Source organism: Streptomyces lomondensis (assembly GCF_014651035.1).
GTDB classification, from domain to species: Bacteria; Actinomycetota; Actinomycetes; order Streptomycetales; family Streptomycetaceae; genus Streptomyces; species Streptomyces lomondensis.
In genome coordinates, this window is sequence record NZ_BMWC01000001.1 from 450783 (window position 1) to 470405 (window position 19623).

Consider the following 19623-nt stretch of genomic DNA (forward strand, 5'->3'; position numbering starts at 1 on the left):
CCGGTGACCGCCGTCACTGACCAGGACCACACCGAGCACGCCGATCAGCCGGACGACGCGGATCAGGCGGGATCCGACGGGAGTTCCGCCGAGAGTTCCGCAGGGGCTTCTTCGGCGGAGGCTTCCCAGGACACCTCCGGGGGGCGTTCCCAGGAGCACTCCGACCACGACCCCCACGCGCGCGTGCGGGACGGCCGTACGGACGCCACCGACGCCTGGGACGACGGTCTCATCGCACGGCGGGTCAACGAGACGACCGAGGGAAACCGGTTCCCCACCGCGGACAGCCGGTCCGCCACCCCGCCCGCGGTGACCCCGCTGGTGTACGACGGGGTGCTGCGCTCCCGACTCGAAGCGCTGCGCGAACTCGTCGGGCTCTCCCGCACCCGGCTCGACAGCCGGACGCTCGCGGGCGCCGGCCGGGTGCTCGACGAGGCGTCCGCGCGCCGCAGGCTCTCCGGGCAGCACACCGTCGTCGCCATCGCGGGCGCCACCGGCAGCGGCAAGTCGCAGCTGTTCAACGCGCTCGCCGGGGTGACCATCTCGGAGACCGGAGTACGCCGCCCCACCACCGCGGCACCCATCGCGTGCAGTTGGAGCGACGGGGCGGCGAGCCTCATCGAACGGCTCGGCATCCCGCCCCGGCTGCGCCGCCGTCCGCTGCCGACCGGGGACGCGGAGTCCCAGCTGCGCGGGCTCGTCCTGATCGACCTGCCCGACCACGACTCGGCGGCCGTACAGCACCGCGAGCACGTCGACCGCATCCTGGGGCTCGTGGACGCCGTCATCTGGGTCGTCGACCCGGAGAAGTACGCCGACGCCGTCCTGCACGAGCGCTATCTGCGGCCGATGGCGGCCCACGCGGAGGTCATGTTCGTCGTCCTCAACCAGATCGACCGGTTGCCCGGGGAGGCCGCCGAGCAGGTCCTCGACGACCTGCGACGGCTGCTGGACGAGGACGGCATCGCCCTCGGGGAGTACGGCGAACCGGGTACGACCGTGCTCGCGCTGTCCGCGCTCACCGGGGACGGCGTCGGCGAGCTGCGCGAGGCGCTCGGCCAGTTCGTCGCGGAGCGTGGGGCACCGGCCCGCCGTATCTCGGCCGACGTGGACATCGCCGCGGCGCGGCTGTGGCCCGTCTACGCCACCCGGCGGCGGACCGGGCTCAGCGAACAGGCCCGGGAGGAGTTCGCGGACCGGCTCGCGGACGCGGTGGGTGCCACGGCGGCGGGCGAGGCGGCCGAACGCGCCTGGCTGCGCAACGCCAACCGCGCCTGCGGCACGCCCTGGCTGCGGCTGTGGCGCTGGTACCAGGACCGCGGCGAGCCCGCCACGGGGCGGCTGCCCTCGCGCACGCAGGCCGACGAGGAGGCCACCGCCCGACAGCGGGTCGAGCAGGCGGTGCGGACGGTCGCCGACCGGGCCTCGGCCGGGCTGCCCGCGCCCTGGGCACAGGCGGTGCGCGAGGCGGCCGCCCGCGGCTCGCAGGGGCTGCCCGAGGCGCTGGACGAGCTGTCCGTGCGCGCGGGCGTCCCGACGGGGCGGCCGCCCCGGCCGGGGTGGTGGCCGGTGGCCGTGCTGTCGCAGGCCTCCATGACGATCCTGCAGTTCCTGGGCGGGCTGTGGCTGCTGGGCCAGATCGTCGGGGTCATGGCGCCGAACCTGGGGGTGCCGGTGCTGCTGATGGTGATCGGCATCGTCGGCGGTCCGCTCATCGAGTGGAGCTGCCGGCTGGCGGCCCGCGGCCCGGCCCGGCGCTACGGCCTGGAGGCGGAACGCCGGCTGCGGGAGGCGGCGGCCGGGTGCGGGAGGGCGCGGGTGCTGGATCCGGTGGCGGCGGAGTTGCTGCGGTACCGGGAGGTGCGGGAGCAGTACGGGAGGGTGGTGGGGGCGTAGGGGCGTAGGGGCGTAGCCCGGACCCGGCTGTGAGGGCGCGGCGGTTGTGACGGCCGCCGCGCCGTTCGGTGTATGGGGTGGTGACGGCCGCGGCGCCGCTCGGCGTACGCGGTGGTGACGGACCGCTGACGCCACTCGGCGTCACCCGTTCCGGTGACGGCGTTGTCCACAGGTGGGCGGTGGTCCACAGCGCTCAGCGGGCCCGGCCCGGCGGCGGCACTCTGGCGACACAGCCGTACGGGACGGGCCCGTACGCGTGTCGGCCCGGTGTCCGAGTCCGGGCGAGGGAGGGGTTCGCGATGAACGAGACGATGGTCTGCGCGGTCGGCAGGGTGGCGACGCAGCCGGTGTACCGGGAGATGGCGTCCGGCCCGTCGGCGAGGTTCCGGCTCGCGGTCACCGCGCGCTACTGGGACCGCGAGAAGAGCACCTGGACGGACGGGCACACCAACTTCTTCACGGTCTGGGCCAACCGCCAGCTCGCCACGAACACGGCGGCGTCGCTGACGGTGGGAGAGCCCGTGATCGTGCAGGGCAGGCTGAAGGTGCGCACCGACGTGCGCGAGGGGCAGAACTGGACCTCGGCGGACATCGACGCGGTCGCGATCGGCCACGACCTCGCCTGGGGCACCTCGGCCTTCCGGCGCGCAGGAAGGCCGGAGACGGCGACGCCGCCGACGCAGCCGGAGCCCAACTGGGAGACACCGCCCGAGGGTTCCGGGTCGGCCACGGACGTACCTCCTCAACAGCCTGTGGACACACCGGCGTTGACGTGACGTCAATCACCATCCACCTGCTGCCCGAACTGCGGCTTATCGGCGAGTGCGCACCGTACAGCCAGGGATCACTTGCCGATAAGCCCTGCTCACAAGGGATCTTGGCGATAACGATTCCGAGTCGGATCACTCGTCCGACCGTCTCACCGGCAAGCACGGCCCGCCGCGTCCCTAGGATGCCGAGCATGGCTCTCGGGGCTCTTGCGGCCTGTGAGGCTTCTGATTCTGCTGGTGGGACCGTCCCCCCACGTCAACGGGTCCTGCTCGAAGGGGAATTTGGTGTTTGCTTCGTTCTCTGAGCTGTTCGTACGCAGGCGAGGGGCAGCCCGTCTCGCCGCCGCGACGGTGGTGTCCGGGCTCGTCGCCGCGGGCGGGCTGGCCGGTGCGCGCCAGGCGTCGGCCGCCGACGAGACGGCACGGAGCCAGGGCGGAGCGACCGCGACGATAGCCGGACTCAAGACGTACGGGACCGCCGTCATACACGGCGGCGCGGGGGACCAGCACGTGTCGGCGGGCCTGTTCGAGATGTCCGTCGAGGGCGGCGGCATGCTGCAGACGTACTGCGTCGACCTCCACAACCCCACGCAGCGGGACGCCAAGTACCACGAGACGCCCTGGAGCGGCACGTCCCTGGGCACCAACAAGGACGCCGGCAAGATCCGCTGGATCCTGCAGAACTCCTACCCGCAGGTGAACGACCTCGCGGCGCTCGCCCGCAAGGCGGGTGTCCGCGGCGTGCTGACCGAGCAGGACGCGGCCTCCGGTACGCAGGTGGCGATCTGGCGCTACTCGGACGACGTGGCCGTCGACGCCCTCGACCCGCAGGCCGAGCAGCTCGCGGACTACCTGGAGAAGAGCGCCCGCAACCTGCCCGAGCCCCGGGCCTCACTCACCCTCGACCCGTCCGCCGTCTCCGGCCGCCCGGGGGAGCGGCTCGGCCCGGTGACGGTGCGCACCAACGCCGGCAGCGCGACGGTCACCCCGCCCGCGGACGCCGCCACGAGCGGAGTCCGGATCGTCGACAAGCAGGGCAAGCCCGTCACCTCCACGACCGACGGCGGACAGGTGTTCTTCGAGGTGCCGGAGGACGCGGCGGCCGGCACGGCGGAGCTGACCGTGCAGGCCTCCACCACCGTGCCGGTCGGCCGCGCCTTCGCCTCCGAGAGCCGGAGCCAGACGCAGATCCTGGCCGGGTCCAGCGAGTCGACGGTGTCGGCGACGGCCGGGGCGACCTGGGCGAAGCAGGGGCCGATCCCGGCACTGACGGCGGCGAAGAACTGCGCCGAGGGCGGCGTCGACATCATCGCGTCCAACAAGGGCGACGAGCCGTTCACCTTCGAACTGGCCGGACTCGAGCACACCGTCGCCGCGGGCGAGACCCGCACGGTGACGGTCCCGCTCCAGGAGGACCAGGCGTACGACTTCACGATCCACGGCCCCGGCGGCTTCGAGAAGCGCTTCACCGGCATGCTGGACTGCCGGATCCAGGGCCCCGAGACGGGCACCACCACACAGACCCTCAGCGAACCGACCCCGGTCGCACCGGGCGGCTCGGCCACCGACACCAACCTCGCCGAAACCGGCGGCTCCGGCGTCACGCCCCTGATCGCGGGCATCGCCATCGGCCTGGTCGTGATCGGCGGGGCGACCCTGGTCGTGCTGCGGCGCCGGGAGCCGGCGGCGGGGGACTGACCGACGGCTTCGGGGACCGGTCCCGGCAGGCTCCGCCTACCGTGCGCCCATGACGGAGGTCGAGCCGGGCATGACGCGCAGGCAGGTCAGGCGCCTGCTGGGAAGCCCCACGCAGTCCATCAACGACAGGCAGTTCCTGGCCCGGTACTCGACGAGGTCCTCCCTGGACCTGAGGATCTGGCCGCGCCGGAACCGGTCCGAGGCCTGGGTGTACGCGGACACCCCGCACACGGGGCTCGCGACGTTCATCCACTTCAGACGAGGACGAGTGGACAGGGTCTCCACCAGCCCGCTGCCCGGCCCCGGTCCAGAGGGCCCCGTGGACCCTGGGTGAGGGTCGGCCCGGGCTGACGGTCTGTGCTCCGCACAACTGCTCAGCATCTACGGCGGGTTACTGGAGCTCACGGCATGATGGCTCCGGTGGACCCGACACATGGCACACCGCACCAGCCCCGAAGACGCTGGGGAGTTTTCGCCCTGAGGGATTTCCGCCTGCTCTGGGTGGGCGAGACCGTGAGTGGTCTGGGCAACAGTGTCACCGGCGTGGCGCTGCCACTGACCGCGGTCGTGGTGCTGGACGCCGACTCCACTGGCATCGGCCTGATCACCGCAGCGGTGTGGCTCCCCTGGCTGCTGGTCGGTCTGCCGGTGGGCGCATGGGTGGACCGGATGCGCAAACGGCACCTGATGCTCGTGTGCGATCTGGTGTCCGCCGCCGCGTTGGTGAGCGTTCCACTGGCGGCATGGCTGGACACGCTCACCTTTCCGCACATGGTCGTCGTCGCGTTGATCTGCGGCACCGCGGCAGTGTGCTTCAACACCGCCTATCACTCGTACATCCGGATCGTGCTCGACGGCCGCAACCTCCTGGAGGGCAACGCCAAGCTCCAGGGCAGCGAGGCGGTCACCCACGTCGCCGGGCCAGGGGTGGCGGGGCTGCTCGCCCAGGCGTTCGGCGCGGTCGCCGCGCTCCTCGCCGACGCGGTGACATTCCTTGTCTCTGCCGTCTGCCTGAAGTCGATCAGGGTGGCCGAACCCGACCGCGCTCCCGACGAGGAGCGCGACTCCCTCCGACGGCAGATCGCCGAAGGGCTCCGCTTCGTCAGCCGGGACCGCTACCTGCGGCCCATGGTCACCTGGGGTGCCGTGATCAACATGGCGCTGATGGGCTACCAGGCGGTGCAAGTCGTGTTCCTCATCCGTACCGTCGGGCTGAACCCGGCCACGGCCGGGCTGCTGCTGGCCGGCGGCAGCGCCGGCGGCGTCGTGGGCGCCCTGCTGGCCACCAGGGTCACCCGGCGGTTCGGCTCCGCGCGCGGGCTGCTTCTCCTCCAGGCCGCCACCTCGCCGTTCGCGCTGCTCATGCCCATGACCACGGCAGGGCCGGGACTGCTGCTGTTCGCGACGGGCGCTTTTGTTGTCGGGATCGGCATCTCCGTGGCCAACATCGTGGTCGGCAGCTTCCGGCAGACCTACTGCCCACCGCAGATGCTCGGCCGGGTCGTGGCGACGGCCATGGTGATCAACCACGGCACCATTCCGGTCGGATCGCTGCTCGGCGGCGTGCTCGGCGACGCCGTCGGATACCGGTCCGCCATGTGGATCATGACGGGTGCCGTGGCGCCCTGTTGGCTGATCCTCGCCCTGAGCCCCATGCGCCGCGAGCGCGACCTTCCGCAGGCCCGTGGGCACGAGCAGGTGCACGCCAAGGGTTGATCATCTACGCACGGGATGAGCGATCGGTGGCTGACTTGTCCACCGGGCGGGCGGCTGCGGCGGCAGCGAGGGCCAGCATCAGCGCTATCGCGCCCACGATGATGTTGTTGGTGATGGTCCGGGTGGTGCTGACGTCACCTGCCACGACCCAGGGCGCGACGATCGTCCACACGCTGAGCGCACAAGCGGCCCACGCCATGCTGTGTGAGCGCTCGTATGCCCGGCCGAAGCCCCCGCTCATGATCAGAGCGTAGGCGATGCCGACGATCAGGTTGTTGACCGTCAGGGTGGAGAATTCGTTGAAACCCGCGATCCACGGTGAGGCCGCCAGGTAGAGGCCTGTGAGCAGGGCCAGGGTCTCGACGGCTTGCGCCCTCGGGGTCGTCGCGACGCGCTCGGCCATCTCATGCCTGCTGCGCATTGCGATGATGTCGGGATGCGTTTCCATGCCCGGCCGGGGTTGGGTCGCCATTCCGCTACCTCCTAATTGCCCAGTTATGTCCCTTATGTCGGAGCGAGTACCCCCCTGGCACGGGATAACCATCGCGGAACCGCCTGAGTCCGGCAGTCCAGAGCCAGGCGCACATCATGAGTTCGAGGGCATCGCGTCTTCTGACGTTGGTGCCCGTTTCAGTGTCGCCGGCATCGAGTGGATGGAGTTCACCGCCACTGATCGCCAGGAGAACCCGCCAGCGGACAAGGCGAACTGACATCCACGAGACGACGGGCGGCCCGTGGAGACGGCGGACATCGTGGTGCCCGCGGCTCACTGCGAGATCGTCTACGAGATCCCGATCAAGCGGTAGCAGCGGAACTCCCCCCGGCATGGGCTGTCGAGTGATCACCCTGGGCCGTGCGAGGGCGCCCGAGGTCGACCAAAGGCGACCGACAGTGACAGGCGAGTCTCAGCCGTCCGACACAAACTTCCAGGTCAGAGGCCCCACACGATACGCGTTTCCACCCAGGGGTAGCGGTACGGCAAGATGGGGTGTATCTGCCCACTGTCAGATTCAAGCTGCCGGACGGTTTCTCTTGGCTGAGTTCATTTACACCATGCGCAAGGCGCGCAAAGCGCACGGCGACAAGGTGATCCTCGACGACGTGACGACGAGCTTCCTGCCGGGGGCGAAGATCGGCGTCGTCGGCCCGAACGGCGCCGGAAAGTCGACGATCCTGAAGATCATGGCCGGGATCGAGCAGCCGTCCAACGGTGACGCCTTCCTCACCCCTGGCTACACGGTCGGCATCCTGCTCCAGGAGCCCCCGCTGACCGAGGACAAGACCGTCCTGGAGAACGTCCAGGAGGGTGTCGCCGGGATCAAGGGCAAGCTCGACCGGTTCAACGAGATCGCCGAGCAGATGGCGACCGACTACACCGACGAGCTCATGGACGAGATGGGCAAGCTCCAGGAGGACCTCGACCACGCCAACGCGTGGGACCTGGACGCTCAGCTGGAGCAGGCCATGGACGCCCTGGGCTGCCCGCCCGGCGACTGGGCCGTCACCAACCTGTCCGGCGGTGAGCGCCGCCGCGTCGCGCTGTGCAAGCTGCTGCTGGAGCAGCCCGACCTGCTGCTGCTCGACGAGCCCACCAACCACCTCGACGCCGAGTCGGTGAACTGGCTGGAGCAGCACCTGGCCAAGTACCCGGGCACCGTCGTCGCGGTCACCCACGACCGGTACTTCCTGGACAACGTCGCTCAGTGGATCTGCGAGGTCGACCGCGGTCGCCTCTACCCCTACGAGGGCAACTACTCCAAGTACCTGGAGACCAAGGCCGCCCGTCTGAAGGTCGAGGGGCAGAAGGACGCCAAGCGGCAGAAGCGGCTGAAGGAGGAGCTCGAATGGGTTCGCTCCAACGCCAAGGGGCGGCAGGCCAAGTCCAAGGCGCGTCTGGCCCGGTACGAGGAGATGGCCGCCGAGGCCGACAAGATGCGGAAGCTGGACTTCGAGGAGATCCAGATCCCGCCGGGCCCGCGCCTGGGCAACGTCGTCGTCGAGGTCGACGGCATCAGCAAGGCCTTCGGCGACAAGGTCCTCATCGACGACCTCTCCTTCACGCTGCCGCGGAACGGGATCGTCGGCATCATCGGGCCGAACGGTGCCGGTAAGACCACCCTGTTCAAGATGATCCAGGGCTTCGAGCAGCCGGACTCCGGCTCCATCAAGGTCGGCGACACCGTCAAGATCTCCTACGTCGACCAGAGCCGCGAGAACATCGACCCGAAGAAGACCCTGTGGGCCGTCGTGAGCGACGAGCTGGACTACATCAACGTGGGCCAGGTCGAGATGCCGTCGCGCGCCTACGTCTCCGCCTTCGGGTTCAAGGGTCCGGACCAGCAGAAGCCGGCCGGCGTGCTCTCCGGCGGTGAGCGCAACCGGCTGAACCTCGCGCTCACCCTCAAGCAGGGCGGCAACCTGCTGCTCCTCGACGAGCCGACCAACGACCTCGACGTCGAGACCCTCTCCAGCCTGGAGAACGCGCTGCTGGAGTTCCCCGGCTGCGCCGTGGTCGTCTCCCACGACCGGTGGTTCCTGGACCGCATCGCCACGCACATCCTCGCCTACGAGGGCGACTCCAAGTGGTTCTGGTTCGAGGGCAACTTCGAGTCGTACGAGAAGAACAAGGTCGAGCGGCTCGGCCCGGACGCCGCCCGTCCGCACCGCGCCACCTACAAGAAGCTGACCCGGGGCTGATCTTGCGGCACATCTACCGCTGCCCGCTGCGCTGGGCGGACATGGACGCGTACGGCCACGTCAACAACGTGGTGTTCCTCCGCTACCTGGAGGAGGCCCGTATCGACTTCCTGTTCCGCCCGGAGAAGGACTTCAAGCAGGGGTCCGTGGTGGCTCGCCATGAGATCGACTACAAGCGGCAGCTGGTCCACCGGCACGAGCCGGTGGACATCGAGCTGTGGGTCACGGAGATCAGGGCGGCGTCCTTCACCCTCACCTACGAGGTGAAGGACGGCGACGTCGTCTACGTCCGGGCCTCGACGGTGATAGTGCCGTTCGACTTCGAGGCCCAGCGCCCGCGCCGGATCACCTCCGAGGAGCGGGAGTTCCTCCAGGAGTACACGGATGACGACGAGGGGGAGGCCGTCGCCGCATGACGGTGCTCCACCTCGCCGACGAGGGGGAGGCGGCGGATCTCGCCGCCTTCCTCTCCCGGCTGCTCCACTACGACCGTGGGGCCGCGGTGCGCCTCCAGGCGGCGGGCACCGCACTGGCCGTCTTCGGGCGGCCGCCGTCCTTCGAGGTGCTGGCCGTGCGGGCGGTGCGGCTGGCGAAGCCGTACGAGAGCGGCATCGAGGTCACCTTGGACGTGACCGTGTCCGCCGGTGAGCTGCTGGAGTCGGTGGACGAGGCGGGTGCCACGGCCGTGGTGCCGGGGGCGGTGACCGGGCCGCCGTGGGCGGGCGTGCTGCCGCCGCGCGGCGGCTGGCGGCCCGAGCCGGGGCTGCCCGCGCCGGACGCGCTGCGGTCCCTGGTGGCCGCCGGGGTCGCCGAGTTCCGCTCCCGTACGCAGGAGTTGCCCTCCGAGCGGCGGACCAGGGCGGAGCTGGACCGGATCGGCCGGGACATCTGGTCCCGTACGGTCGGCGAGACCCGGCTCCCCGTCCGGGCCGTGCACGCGGCGCAGTCGCTCGGCTTCCTGCGGCCCGGGGCGGCGCCGGCGCTGTTCTCGTCGGGCGCGTGGCTCCGGCTGCGCACCCCCTACGGGTCGATCGCCGTACGGCGGGCCGGGCTCGGGGCGCTGGACGTCAGCGTCCGCTGACCCTCGCCACGCCCCCGTGTGTCAGCCCGGGGCGTTCACCATCGACGCCGCCGCGTACGTCAGGTAGTTCCACAGCGTGTGCTCGTGCTCCTCGGACAGCCCGAGCTCCTCGACGGCGACCCGCATGTGCTTCAGCCAGGCGTCGTGCGCCGCACGGTCGACCGTGAAGGGCGCGTGCCGCATCCGCAGGCGGGGGTGACCGCGGTTGTCGCTGTACGTCGTGGGGCCGCCCCAGTACTGGATGAGGAAGAGCGTGAGGCGCTCCTCGGCCGGGCCGAGGTCCTCCTCCGGGTACATGGGCCGCAGCAGCGGGTCCTCGGCGACTCCCTCGTAGAAACGGTGGACGAGCCGACGGAAGGTCTCCTCCCCGCCGACCTGCTCGTAGAAGGTCTGCTCCTGAAGCGTGCCGCGCCGAATCTCTTTCACGCCCTCCATGCTCTCAGACGCCGGGACATAGGACTCAAGACCTAGGACCGGCCCCGGTGCCCTTAGTGTGGGGGTATGGGCGGGCATGCTCCCGACAGGGAACTGGACGGTCTCGCCGCCTCCGCGCGGGCGGCACTGGTGCGCCGGATCGAGGCGAGCGGGGCCTGGGCGGACGACCCGGTGTGGCGGGAGGCGTTCGCGGCGGTCCCGCGCCACCTCTTCGTGCCGTACTACTACGTCGGTGTCGTCGGCGGCTACGAACGCCGCTGGGGCGAGAGCCCCGAGCGCGAGGCACGCGAGCGGTGGGTGCGCGGCGCCTACGAGGACACCCCGCTGGCGACCCGGCTGCGCGACGGCGAGCTGCTGTCCTCCAGCAGCCAGCCGTCGCTGATGGCGGACATGCTGGCCGCACTGGGCGTGGAGGACGGGAACACGGTCCTGGAGATCGGCGCCGGCACCGGCTACAACGCCGCGCTGCTCTCCCACCGGCTGGGCGACGACAAGGTCACCACCGTCGATCTCGACCCGGAGATCACCGAGTCGGCCCGCCGGCACCTGGCCGCGGCCGGATACCACCCGGTCGTCGTCACCGGCGACGGCGCCCGGGGCGTGCCCGAGCGCGCCCCGTTCGACCGGATCATCGCCACCTGCGCCCTGAACACCGTGCCGCGCGCCTGGCTCGCGCAGAGCCGCCCCGGCGGCCGGATCCTCATCCCGCTCGCCACCGGCCTGGTCCTGCTCACGGTGAGCGACGCCGAGCACGCCGAGGGGCGCTTCCTGCACACGCCCGCCTACTTCGTCCCGCTGCGCGGCGTGAGCCGGCCCGGGGGCGAGCCGGTCCAGCTGGGCGGGGTGCCGCGCCGGGCCAGGGAGGACGACCTGTTCCGCTTCCTGCTGGCCCTGACCCGCGGCAGCCTCGACCCGCAGGAGGCGCACGCGCTGTGGGAGCAGGAGGGCAGGCCGCAGCGCGAGCGCTTCGGCATCACGGTCAGCGGCGAGCGGGAGTGGGCCTGGCTGGACGACCCGGAGGGGCCGTACGCCTGGCCCCTCCCGTCCTGACGAGGCTCCTGACCCGGCTCAGCCCCGGCGGATCGTGATCGTCGTCCAGGCGCCGACGTGCACTCGGTCGCCGTCCTGGAGCGGTACGGGGACGAACGGCTGGATCGGGTCCTCCGAGCCGTTGACCGTCGTGCCGTTCGTCGAGTTCTGGTCGACGACCGCCCAACTGCCGTCCGGCTGCTGGACCAGCACGGCGTGCTGGTGCGAGACGCCCGGGTCCTCCGGCGGCACCGACAGGTCGATGTCGGGGGTGTCGCCGGTGGAGTGCCGACGGCGGCCGATCGTGATCTGGTTGCCGGTGAGCGTGCGCTGCTGCTCGGGCGAGTACGCGGGCAGGTTCAGGCCCGCGGCCTCGGGGCCGGAGCGCTGCATCATCGCCATGAAGTACTCGCGGTCCGGGCCGATGGTCGCGGTCCAGGTCGCCGGTCCCTGGGGCGCCTGGGGCTGCTGCGGGAAGCCGCCGGGGCCGGGCGGGGCCTGGGTCGCGCCGGGCTGCGGGTAGCCGTAGCCGCCCTGACCGCCGCCGGGGCCGCCAGGACCGCCATGGCCGCCCGGGCCGGGGTTCGACGGCGGGGAGATCACCCAGTCGTCGTCACCGCCGCCGAAGGGACCGCCCTGCTGCGGCGGCCGCTGGGTCTCCTGCGGGAATCCGGGCGGGGCCGGCGGGCCGGACTGCTGGAAGCCCTGCGGACCGCCGCCGGGCCCACCCGGGCCGTTGGGGCCGCCCGGGCCGGGCGGGGCCTGGGGCGGACCGGGCTGCGGGTAGCCGTAGCCGCCGCCCTGGCCGGGGCCGCCGGGACCACCCGGGCGACCGAAACCGCCGGGACCACCAGGGCCACCAGGACCGCCGGGGCCGGGACCACCCGGGGCACCAGGGCCGGGGCCGCCGGGGCCGGGGCGGCCCGAGGGGTCTCCGCCGTACGGCGGGATGGGCTCGGCCGGGCGGTTCATCTGCGACGGACGGGAGCTCTGGTACTCGTACGAGTCACCGCCGCCGTACGACGGGCCGGGCTGGCCCGGTGGCTGGAAGCGCACGCCCGGGCCGGGCGCCGGCGGGGCGGCGGGGGTGTACGAGGTCGCCGTGTTCGTCAGGAAGTTCCACCGGCACTCCTCGCAGAACGGGGCGCCGCCCTCACGGGGCGTGCGGCACTGCGGGCAGAGCTCCGGCTCGGCGTTCGGCACGGCGGACAGGTGCGGCGGGCGACCGCCGGGGCCGCCGGGAGGGCCTCCGGGGCCGCCCGGGCCGGCGGGGGGTGGGAAGCCGTAGCCGCCGCCGGGCGGGGGCGGCGGGGGAGGAGGCGGAGGCACGGCACCCGCCATGCGGTGACCGCAGACCTCGCACCAGTCGTCGGAACCCGACTGGTGTCCGTTCGGGCAGGTCGGCATGTCGGCGCGTCCCTCCTTCGTTCCTTCTAGGCCAGTCTCGAATCGGGCTTCTGGGTCACTTCTTCACGCGAACAGTCTTGGTGGACCGGGTCTCGAGCGTCATCTCGTCGGCCTCCTCGACCTTCGCCTTCAGTCGCACAGTACCGGTCGCGGCGTCGACCACGTCCACCACCTTCGCAAGCAGTTTCGCAGTATCGGCGTTCCCGGACGCACTCGCGAGCTGAACGGCCCGGCCCAGTTTGGCCGTTGCTCCATCCATATCTCCCGACTTACGGAGATCCAGCCCTTGTTGGATGACTTGCGCCAGTTCGGCCTGCCCGGTGTAGTGGGCGACCTGAGGGTTGATCGACGTCGAGGCCACCATGTCGTCCGTCCACACGGCCCGCACCAGACCCTGCGCGCCGAGGTTCTGGACGCTGCCGTCGGGCTGCGGAATGACCAGCGAGATCCGGGCCGCCAGCATCTCCTGGCCGATGTTCGCGGCCGGGACCTCGACGCAGACGTGGTAGTCACGGGACTCGTCTCCCCAGGAACCCAGGGGGTAGTCGCCGGCCCGGGGGCCCGCCTCGGTGCGCCGGCCGGTCAGGTCCTCGACCGTGGGCGCGACCTGCTTGACGAACTTCACCGTCGTGTCGACCGGGGTCCACAGGCGCAGGGAGACGTCCGCGACCTCCTTGCCCATCGCCGTCTCCATCATCTGCGTGAAGTCGGCGGCGAGTCCGGCCGGATCGGCGACGATGTCGGCCGTGCCGAGCAGGGCGGAGGCGATCCCTGTGACTTCTTTCACTTCCCAGTCGGTGCCCACGCCGCGTGCGTCACAGGTGAAGCGCCCGGCGCACGCGTCGAGCGCGGCTTTGAGGTCCTGGGGCGACTCGTGCTCGTTGCGGCCGTCGGTGAGCAGGATGCCGTGCCGGATGGCGACGTTCGCGGAGGACAGCAGGCGGTCGGCCAGTTTCAGCCAGGTCCCGATGGCCGTGCCGCCGCCCGCGCTGAGCGAGCGCAGCGCCCGCTTGGCCTGCTCGCGGGTGGTGGCGTCGGCGACCGCGAGGCGCCCGCCGCCCGGGTAGACCTCCTTGGCCACGTGCGTCCCGCCGATCACCGCGAAGTGCACGCCGTCGCGCAGGGTGTCGATCGCCGCGGCCGTGGCGTCCCGGGCGTTGCGCATCTTCGTCGGCGGGTAGTCCATCGATCCCGAGCAGTCGACCATGAGCGCCACGGCCGCGGACGGGCCCTGGCCGGGCGAGTAGAGGTGGGGCGCCGTGACCGCGCTGCCGATCGTGCCGCCGCCGGTCGCCGTCACCGTGACGATGGCGTTGACCTCGCCGGCGCCCTCCGGCAGGTACTCGTTCTGGTAGACGTCCACCGAGAACTGGGGCACGTTCGACTTCGAGAAATTGGCCATGCCTGCTTCGATCCCCCTCGAAAGCCCCCACCGAGGCGGGGTGATGACGGTAGGCGGACCGGTCCCCTCCGGTCCGCCGAGGCGTCCCCGTACGCGGCCTCAGGCCGATCCTGCCCCCTGGGGCACGGCCGGGAACGGCACGAGCGCCACTGTTACGTTGTCGTGGCCCCCGCCGTCCAGGGCGTGGCCGACGAGCACCCGGGCGCTGTGCAGCGGGTGCGCGGCGGCGTCGAGCGGGACGACCCGGGCCATCTCCTCGGCCGCCTCCGCGTAGTTCCACAGGCCGTCCGTGCAGACCACCACCAGGCCCGGCCGGTCCGGCTTGAACGCGGCGGTGTGCGGCTCCAGTTCGTAGGCGTCCGCGCCGAGCCAGCCGGTGATCGCGTGGGCGCGCTCGTCGGCGTAGGCCTCGGCCTCGCTCATCAGGCCCGCGGCGACCATCTGCGCGGCCCACGAGTCGTCCTCGGTGAGCCGGGCCGGGGGAGCGCTGCGGTCGACCGGCACCCAGTAGGCGCGGCTGTCGCCGACCCAGCCGACGATCAGCAGGCCCGACGTCACCACGGCGCCGACGATCGTGCACGCGGGGGCGTTCTGGTGGGGGGCGTGCTCGCGGGCCGTGGCGGGCTCCTCGGCGAGCGAGTTGACGGCGCGTGAGGCGGCGACGATCGCGTCGTGCATCGCCTGCTGCGGGTGCGCGCCGCGCGGCAGCGCGGCCAGCAGGGTCTCGCTCGCCGCCTTCGCCGCCGCCGCGGAGGCGTCGTCGGGGCGGGTCGCCGAGGAGACGCCGTCGCAGACGATCGCCACGGAGGCGGGGGAGCCGTCGGGCAGCGCGGTGGTGCCGATGGCGAACGCGTCCTCGTTGCGGTGGTGGCGCAGGCCGCGGTCGCTGACCGCGGCCACCGGGCCGGACTCCTGCTCCATGTGGTCCCGTTCGCGCGGCTGGGCGTGGCCGCAGTTCTCGCAGTAGCCGTCGTCGTCCACGCGGCCGGCTCGGCAGGCCACGCAGACCTTGCCGCCGGCGCCCGCGGCCGGGGCCGCCGACTCGGCGGACACCCGTGGGTCCGGTGCCTGGAGGAGGTACTCGTCGGGCTGGGTGCGGTACACGTCGGCCGGCGCCGCGTATCCGTCGGGCTGCGGCGGCCGGTCGAACCGCACGCCCGCGGCCGGGGCCGGCGGGGCGGCCGGGGGCGGGGGCGTGTTCGGCGGCAGGGCGGAACCGCCCGAGTCCGTGCCCGGCAGGTCCGTCGGCAGGTGCACCGCGCCCGGGGCGCCCGGGCCGTCCGGCCCGGGGGCGGGCCAGGCCACGCCGGCGGGGGGCGCCGACGGGGGCTCGGGGTACGCACCGGCCGGAGCGCCCTGCACGGGCACCGAGCCGTTCATGGTGATGGTCGGGTTGTCCTCCGGCCGTGCCGGCACGGCGGACAGGTCGTATCCGCACGCGCCGCAGAAACGGTCACCCGACTCGAGGGGTTCCTCGCAGCTCGGGCAGGCGGACAACTGGGGCATCTGCGACATCAACTACACCCACGTCCGGGGGCGGTAACGATTGGCACGTTCCACCAGGTCGATCCTCTCCTCGCCGCCCCGCGCCAGCCGGGCCAGCGTGCGGTACGAACGCTCCAGGCCGAAGCGCAGGCCCCGCTCGTCCAGGCCGCTGCCGAGCAGCGTCCGTCCCCCGGCGGCGGGAAGGGCGGAACCCTGGCCCCCGGAGAGTACCCAGTCCAGCGCGCAGCCGAGGACTTCGGCCGACAACCGCTCCCGGCGCGCCGGATCCAGACCGTACGCCTCCAGCGCCTCGACCTGCGCCGCGGCGGCCGTCAGGTCCTCCAGGAACGGTACGTCGGAAGCCGTCGCCGTGCGCTGCCGCAGCCGGGCCCGGACGGCCGCCACCCGGGCGGCCGTGTAGTGGATGGAGGACTCCGGGACCGACTCCAAAGTCCGTACGGCACCGCGCCGGTCACCGGTCGCCAGCTGTACGCGGGCCAGCCCGAACGCGGCGCTCACATAGCTCGGGTCGGTCGACCACACCAGCCGGTAGTACTCGGCGGCGTTGTCGAGCTGGCCCAGCACCTCCGCGCACAGGCCCAGCGCCAGCTTGGGCGCGATCTCGCCGGGGAAGGCGTCGTAGATCGCGTCGAAGGCGAGGGCGGCGCCCTCGTCGTCGCCGGTCACCAGCGCGGCCACGCCCCGATACCAGACCACCCGCCAGTCGTCGGGCCGCTCGCCCTCCAGCGCGACCAGGGCGCTCAGCGCGGCGGCCGGATCGCCCGTCTCCAGCCAGGCCCGGATCTGCCGCAGCCGCGTCTCGATCGACGGGGCCGGAGCCGCCGCGAGCGCGCCGAGCAGCTCGGCCGGCGCCGAGGTCATCAGGCCCGCGAGGAAACCGGCGTTGGGGTCGGTCGGGTCGACCCGGGGGACGGGCAGGGCGAGGGCGGCGGCCGGGGTGTCGACGGGCTTGACGAGGCCGTGGGCGGTGGCGGGGTTCGGAGGGTGAGCCGGGGCGGCGGGCAGGGCGGCGCGGCGCCGGGTGCGGACGACCCTGGCTCCCAGCCGCGACACGTCCCCGTCCGGCTTCGGGAACAACTCCGTGTCCGTCACCCCCAGTTCCGGGCCGAACAGGGTGGACAGGGCCGGGCGGGCGCGGCCCGTCTGGAGGGAGACGACCTCGCGCAGGACGCCCGTCAGTTGCTCCGTCATCTCCTGCGCGGAGGCGAAGCGGCGGGCCGGGTCGGGGTCGGTGGCGCGGACCAGGAGGCGGTAGAACGACTCGTACTGCCGGAAGACCTCGATGTGGTCCGGGTCGGGCAGGGAGTCCGCGTAGACGTTCGTGTAGCCCTGGAAGTCGAAGGTCAGGACGGCGAGGGTGCGGGCGACGGTGTAGAGGTCGCTCGCCACCGACGGGCCGGCCTCCGCGACCTCCGGCGCCTGGTAGCCGACCGTGCCGTAGATGGCCGACTCCTCGTCGTCCATCCGGCGCACCGCGCCCATGTCGATCAGCTTCAGCTGGTCCTCGGTCTGGATCGCGTTGTCGACCTTGAAGTCGCAGTACAGCAGGTTCCGGCTGTGCAGATGGCCGAGCGCCTCCAGCGCCTCGATGCCGTACGCGCAGGCCTGCTCCACCGGCAGCGGGTCGCGCCGGCCCTGCGGGGTGCGGCGGGCGTTGGCGATCTCCTTCAGCGACTTGCCGCCGACGTACTCCATGACGATGTAGCCGTCGAGCGAGCCCGTGCGCTGGTCCAGGTGCTCCACGAAGTTGTAGATCCGTACGATGTTGGCGTGCTCGATCTCCGCGAGGAAGCGCCGCTCCGAGATCGCCGCCGCCATCGCGTCCTGGTCGCCCGTGTCCAGCAGGCCCTTGAGGACCACCCAGCGGTCCGAGACCGCCCGGTCGACGGCGAGGTAGATCCAGCCCAGCCCGCCGTGCGCGAGGCAGCCGACCACCTCGTACTGGCCGTGCACCACGTCCCCGGCCTTCAGCTTCGGCACGAACGAGTACGGGTGCCCGCACTTGGTGCAGAAGCCCTCCGTACGGCCCGGCCGGTCGCCGCGCGCCCGGCCCACCGGGGCGCCGCAGTCCGAGCGCGAGCAGAACCGCTTCCGCTCGGGCACCTCAGGGTTGTCCAGCACCATCGCGCGCGGGTCGGGCCGCGGGATCGGCGGCACCTGGACCAGCCCGGCGCCCAGCCGGCCCCGGGACGAGGAACCGGCGGCGGAACCGGAACTGCGCACCGACACCGAGCGGCCCGTCGACTTGCCCGACAGGGAGCGCGAGAGGCGTCCCGACACCGAGCGGCGCGACTTCGACGACTGGGACGACGTACGGGAGGAACCGCGGCTGCTGGAGCGGGAGCTGCCGCTGCCGGCGGACCCGTGGGAGCCGCCCCTGCCCCCGGCGGTGATGCCGGTGGGGGGTGAGCCGACCATGCCGTTCGGCGCGACGACCGGGGCGAGGCCGCAGGTGTCGCAGTAGAGCTCGCCGCCGCCCACGTCCTCGTAGGCGCCCTCGCAGCCGGGGCGCTGGCAGGTGCGTGGAGGCGCGGTGGGTGGTTGCTGCGGTGCCTGACTCATCGACTCCCCCTCGTCGCTCATGCGCCCGGCCCCCTCCGGTCGTCCTCGGCAACGCCCTGGTCCGGCACCCGCGGGCCGCCGAGCAGTTCGGCCGCCGCGTGCTGGTAGCGCAGCACGGCCTGTTCGGCGGCGCGCAGGTCGCAGGGGGCGCTCCACAGCATGCGGCGCGCCTTCTCGTAGCGCTCCACCAGCAGTGTGTCCTCGGCGAAGCCGTGCCGGGCGACCTTCGCCTTGTACGCGTCGAGACGGCCGCGCAGCTCGGCGCGGACCGCCAGCGGCGCGGTGACCGCGGTCAACGACTCGCGGGCGCGCAGCAGTTCGTCCTCCGCCTTCTGCTCCAGCGACTCCAGCAGCGGGGACAGCCGGTGCCACTGCGCCTGCCGGCGGTACTCCGCGGCCGCCGCCAGCTGCTCCTGCAACGCGGTCGGCGGTCCGCTGACGACCGGCACCTCCGTCGCGGCGATCTTCGCGAGGACCTCGCCCCGGGCGGTGCGCGCCTCGGCGAGCGTGCGGTCCGCGCGGCTGAGGATGTCCCGCAGCCTGACGATCCGCTTCTCGGCGTCCTGACGCACCGTCAACACCGCGTCGATCTCCCGGCGTACGTCCTCCAGGGCGCGTGCCTCGCGGTCGTACACCGTCGTGTCCGGCCTGCCGCCGCCCGGCGCCGAACTGCCCTCCGCGGCCACCCAGAACGCCAGCGGGTCCGAGACCACCTGCTCGCGCAGCTTCGTCAGCGTGCGCGTGATGCGCTCCAGGTCGTCGCCCGCCGGGTGCTCGCCGGGGCGTACGCCCACCGAGTGCGCGAGCCGGCGGGTGCGCTGGAGTTCGGCGGCCAGCAGATCGATCCGGGCCGGCAGCGCCGACCAGACCGCGTCGGCGGCGACCACCATGTCCAGGCTCGTCGCGTACAGCTCGTTCATCCGGTCGACGAGCGTGGCGAGCGAATAGCGTTCGCTGAGCTTGCTCGGACTGCCGTTCGGGGTGGGGGCGTTGGCCGTCGCCGTGGCGCTGCCCGCGACCGTGACGGACTCGCCGTTCAGGAGCTCCGTCAGCTCCACCAGATCCTCGCGGCTGGACCAGCGGCGGCGGGACCGGATCTCGCGGGCGGTGCGCAGCGCGTCCGTGTACGCGTCGAAGTACGTCCACAGCAGCGTGATCGACGCCTCTGTGGACGTCCAGCGCTCCTGGGTGACGCCGGTGAGCTCGGCGCCCTCCAGGAGTCTGCGGCCCGCGTGGTCCTGAAGCGCGAGGAGCGAGGTCTCTATCGCCTCGTGCTCCGAGCCGAGCCGCGCCAGCGCACGGTCCACCTCGTCCCGGTCCATCACCGGCCCGGTGGATCCCGTGACGCCCATCGATCACCTCTCGCTGCGGTTGTGCCCGTTGTGCCCGTTGTGCCCGTTGTGCCCGTGTGTCCGTTGTGTCGG

The 19623-nt window shown here is 72.4% G+C and carries 16 protein-coding genes and 1 pseudogene; 10 read left to right on the forward strand and 7 right to left on the reverse strand.

Annotated elements, in window-relative coordinates; all coding sequences use genetic code 11:
* The first annotated feature begins 3 nt into the window (after window positions 1–3).
* The 5 genes from IE255_RS01990 to IE255_RS02010 all read left to right on the forward strand — a co-directional run bounded on the left by IE255_RS01990 (window position 4) and on the right by IE255_RS02010 (window position 6080).
* On the forward strand, window positions 4–1896 hold the full coding sequence (locus IE255_RS01990; RefSeq protein ID WP_190048339.1) for a YfjP family GTPase: 1893 nt from the start codon (window positions 4–6) through the stop codon (window positions 1894–1896).
* 299 nt (window positions 1897–2195) lie between these two features.
* Complete coding sequence (locus IE255_RS01995; protein ID WP_190048340.1) at window positions 2196–2672, forward strand: single-stranded DNA-binding protein; 477 nt, start codon at window positions 2196–2198, stop codon at window positions 2670–2672.
* Window positions 2673–2951: 279 nt separating this feature from the next.
* Entirely contained in the window at window positions 2952–4364 is a 1413-nt protein-coding gene (locus tag IE255_RS02000) for a Cys-Gln thioester bond-forming surface protein (RefSeq protein WP_190048341.1), read from the forward strand.
* 70 nt (window positions 4365–4434) lie between these two features.
* The gene (locus tag IE255_RS40290; RefSeq protein ID WP_373309562.1) at window positions 4435–4698 is read left to right on the forward strand and encodes a hypothetical protein; all 264 of its coding nucleotides are present in this window, start codon (window positions 4435–4437) and stop codon (window positions 4696–4698) included.
* An 86-nt stretch (window positions 4699–4784) separates the two neighbouring features.
* Window positions 4785–6080, forward strand: coding sequence for an MFS transporter (locus IE255_RS02010; RefSeq protein WP_229906252.1), 1296 nt, complete (start codon window positions 4785–4787; stop codon window positions 6078–6080).
* Between the two features lie 4 nt (window positions 6081–6084).
* Here IE255_RS02010 and IE255_RS02015 read toward each other — a convergent pair whose 3' ends face one another.
* Complete coding sequence (locus tag IE255_RS02015) at window positions 6085–6552, reverse strand: SPW repeat protein (RefSeq protein ID WP_372487635.1); 468 nt, start codon at window positions 6550–6552, stop codon at window positions 6085–6087.
* A gap of 247 nt (window positions 6553–6799) precedes the next feature.
* Here IE255_RS02015 and IE255_RS02020 point away from each other — a divergent pair.
* The 4 genes and pseudogenes from IE255_RS02020 to IE255_RS02035 all read left to right on the forward strand — a co-directional run.
* Window positions 6800–6886, forward strand: a pseudogene (locus IE255_RS02020) (GntR family transcriptional regulator); the annotation flags it as partial.
* A gap of 226 nt (window positions 6887–7112) precedes the next feature.
* Window positions 7113–8777 (forward strand): energy-dependent translational throttle protein EttA, encoded by a 1665-nt coding sequence (gene ettA, locus IE255_RS02025; RefSeq protein ID WP_190048343.1) that lies wholly within the window; start codon window positions 7113–7115, stop codon window positions 8775–8777.
* Window positions 8778–8779: 2 nt separating this feature from the next.
* Window positions 8780–9193, forward strand: a complete 414-nt coding sequence (locus tag IE255_RS02030) for an acyl-CoA thioesterase (protein WP_190048344.1) — start codon at window positions 8780–8782, stop codon at window positions 9191–9193.
* Window positions 9190–9858, forward strand: coding sequence for a DUF8185 domain-containing protein (locus IE255_RS02035; RefSeq protein ID WP_190048345.1), 669 nt, complete (start codon window positions 9190–9192; stop codon window positions 9856–9858). Before IE255_RS02030 ends, IE255_RS02035 begins: the two co-directional genes overlap by 4 nt.
* A gap of 21 nt (window positions 9859–9879) precedes the next feature.
* On the opposite strand, the gene IE255_RS02040 is transcribed toward IE255_RS02035, so the two are convergent.
* On the reverse strand, window positions 9880–10293 hold the full coding sequence (locus IE255_RS02040; RefSeq protein WP_190048346.1) for a globin: 414 nt from the start codon (window positions 10291–10293) through the stop codon (window positions 9880–9882).
* 66 nt (window positions 10294–10359) lie between these two features.
* Between IE255_RS02040 and IE255_RS02045 the strand changes: the two genes are divergently transcribed.
* A complete protein-coding gene (locus tag IE255_RS02045; RefSeq protein WP_190048347.1) occupies window positions 10360–11343 on the forward strand; it encodes a methyltransferase domain-containing protein in 984 nt (327 codons plus the stop codon).
* Between the two features lie 18 nt (window positions 11344–11361).
* On the opposite strand, the gene IE255_RS02050 is transcribed toward IE255_RS02045, so the two are convergent.
* The 5 genes from IE255_RS02050 to IE255_RS02070 form a co-directional block, all read right to left on the reverse strand.
* A complete protein-coding gene (locus IE255_RS02050) occupies window positions 11362–12729 on the reverse strand; it encodes an FHA domain-containing protein (RefSeq protein WP_190048348.1) in 1368 nt (455 codons plus the stop codon).
* 55 nt (window positions 12730–12784) lie between these two features.
* Window positions 12785–14131 carry a vWA domain-containing protein gene (locus IE255_RS02055; protein WP_190048349.1) on the reverse strand — a complete coding sequence of 449 codons (1347 nt, stop codon included), beginning with the start codon at window positions 14129–14131 and terminating at the stop codon, window positions 12785–12787.
* 99 nt (window positions 14132–14230) lie between these two features.
* A complete protein-coding gene (locus IE255_RS02060; RefSeq protein ID WP_190048350.1) occupies window positions 14231–15646 on the reverse strand; it encodes a PP2C family protein-serine/threonine phosphatase in 1416 nt (471 codons plus the stop codon).
* A 3-nt stretch (window positions 15647–15649) separates the two neighbouring features.
* Window positions 15650–18199, reverse strand: coding sequence for a serine/threonine-protein kinase (locus IE255_RS02065; RefSeq protein ID WP_190049316.1), 2550 nt, complete (start codon window positions 18197–18199; stop codon window positions 15650–15652).
* A gap of 17 nt (window positions 18200–18216) precedes the next feature.
* The gene (locus IE255_RS02070) at window positions 18217–19551 is read right to left on the reverse strand and encodes a hypothetical protein (RefSeq protein ID WP_190048351.1); all 1335 of its coding nucleotides are present in this window, start codon (window positions 19549–19551) and stop codon (window positions 18217–18219) included.
* Window positions 19552–19623 lie beyond the last annotated feature (72 nt).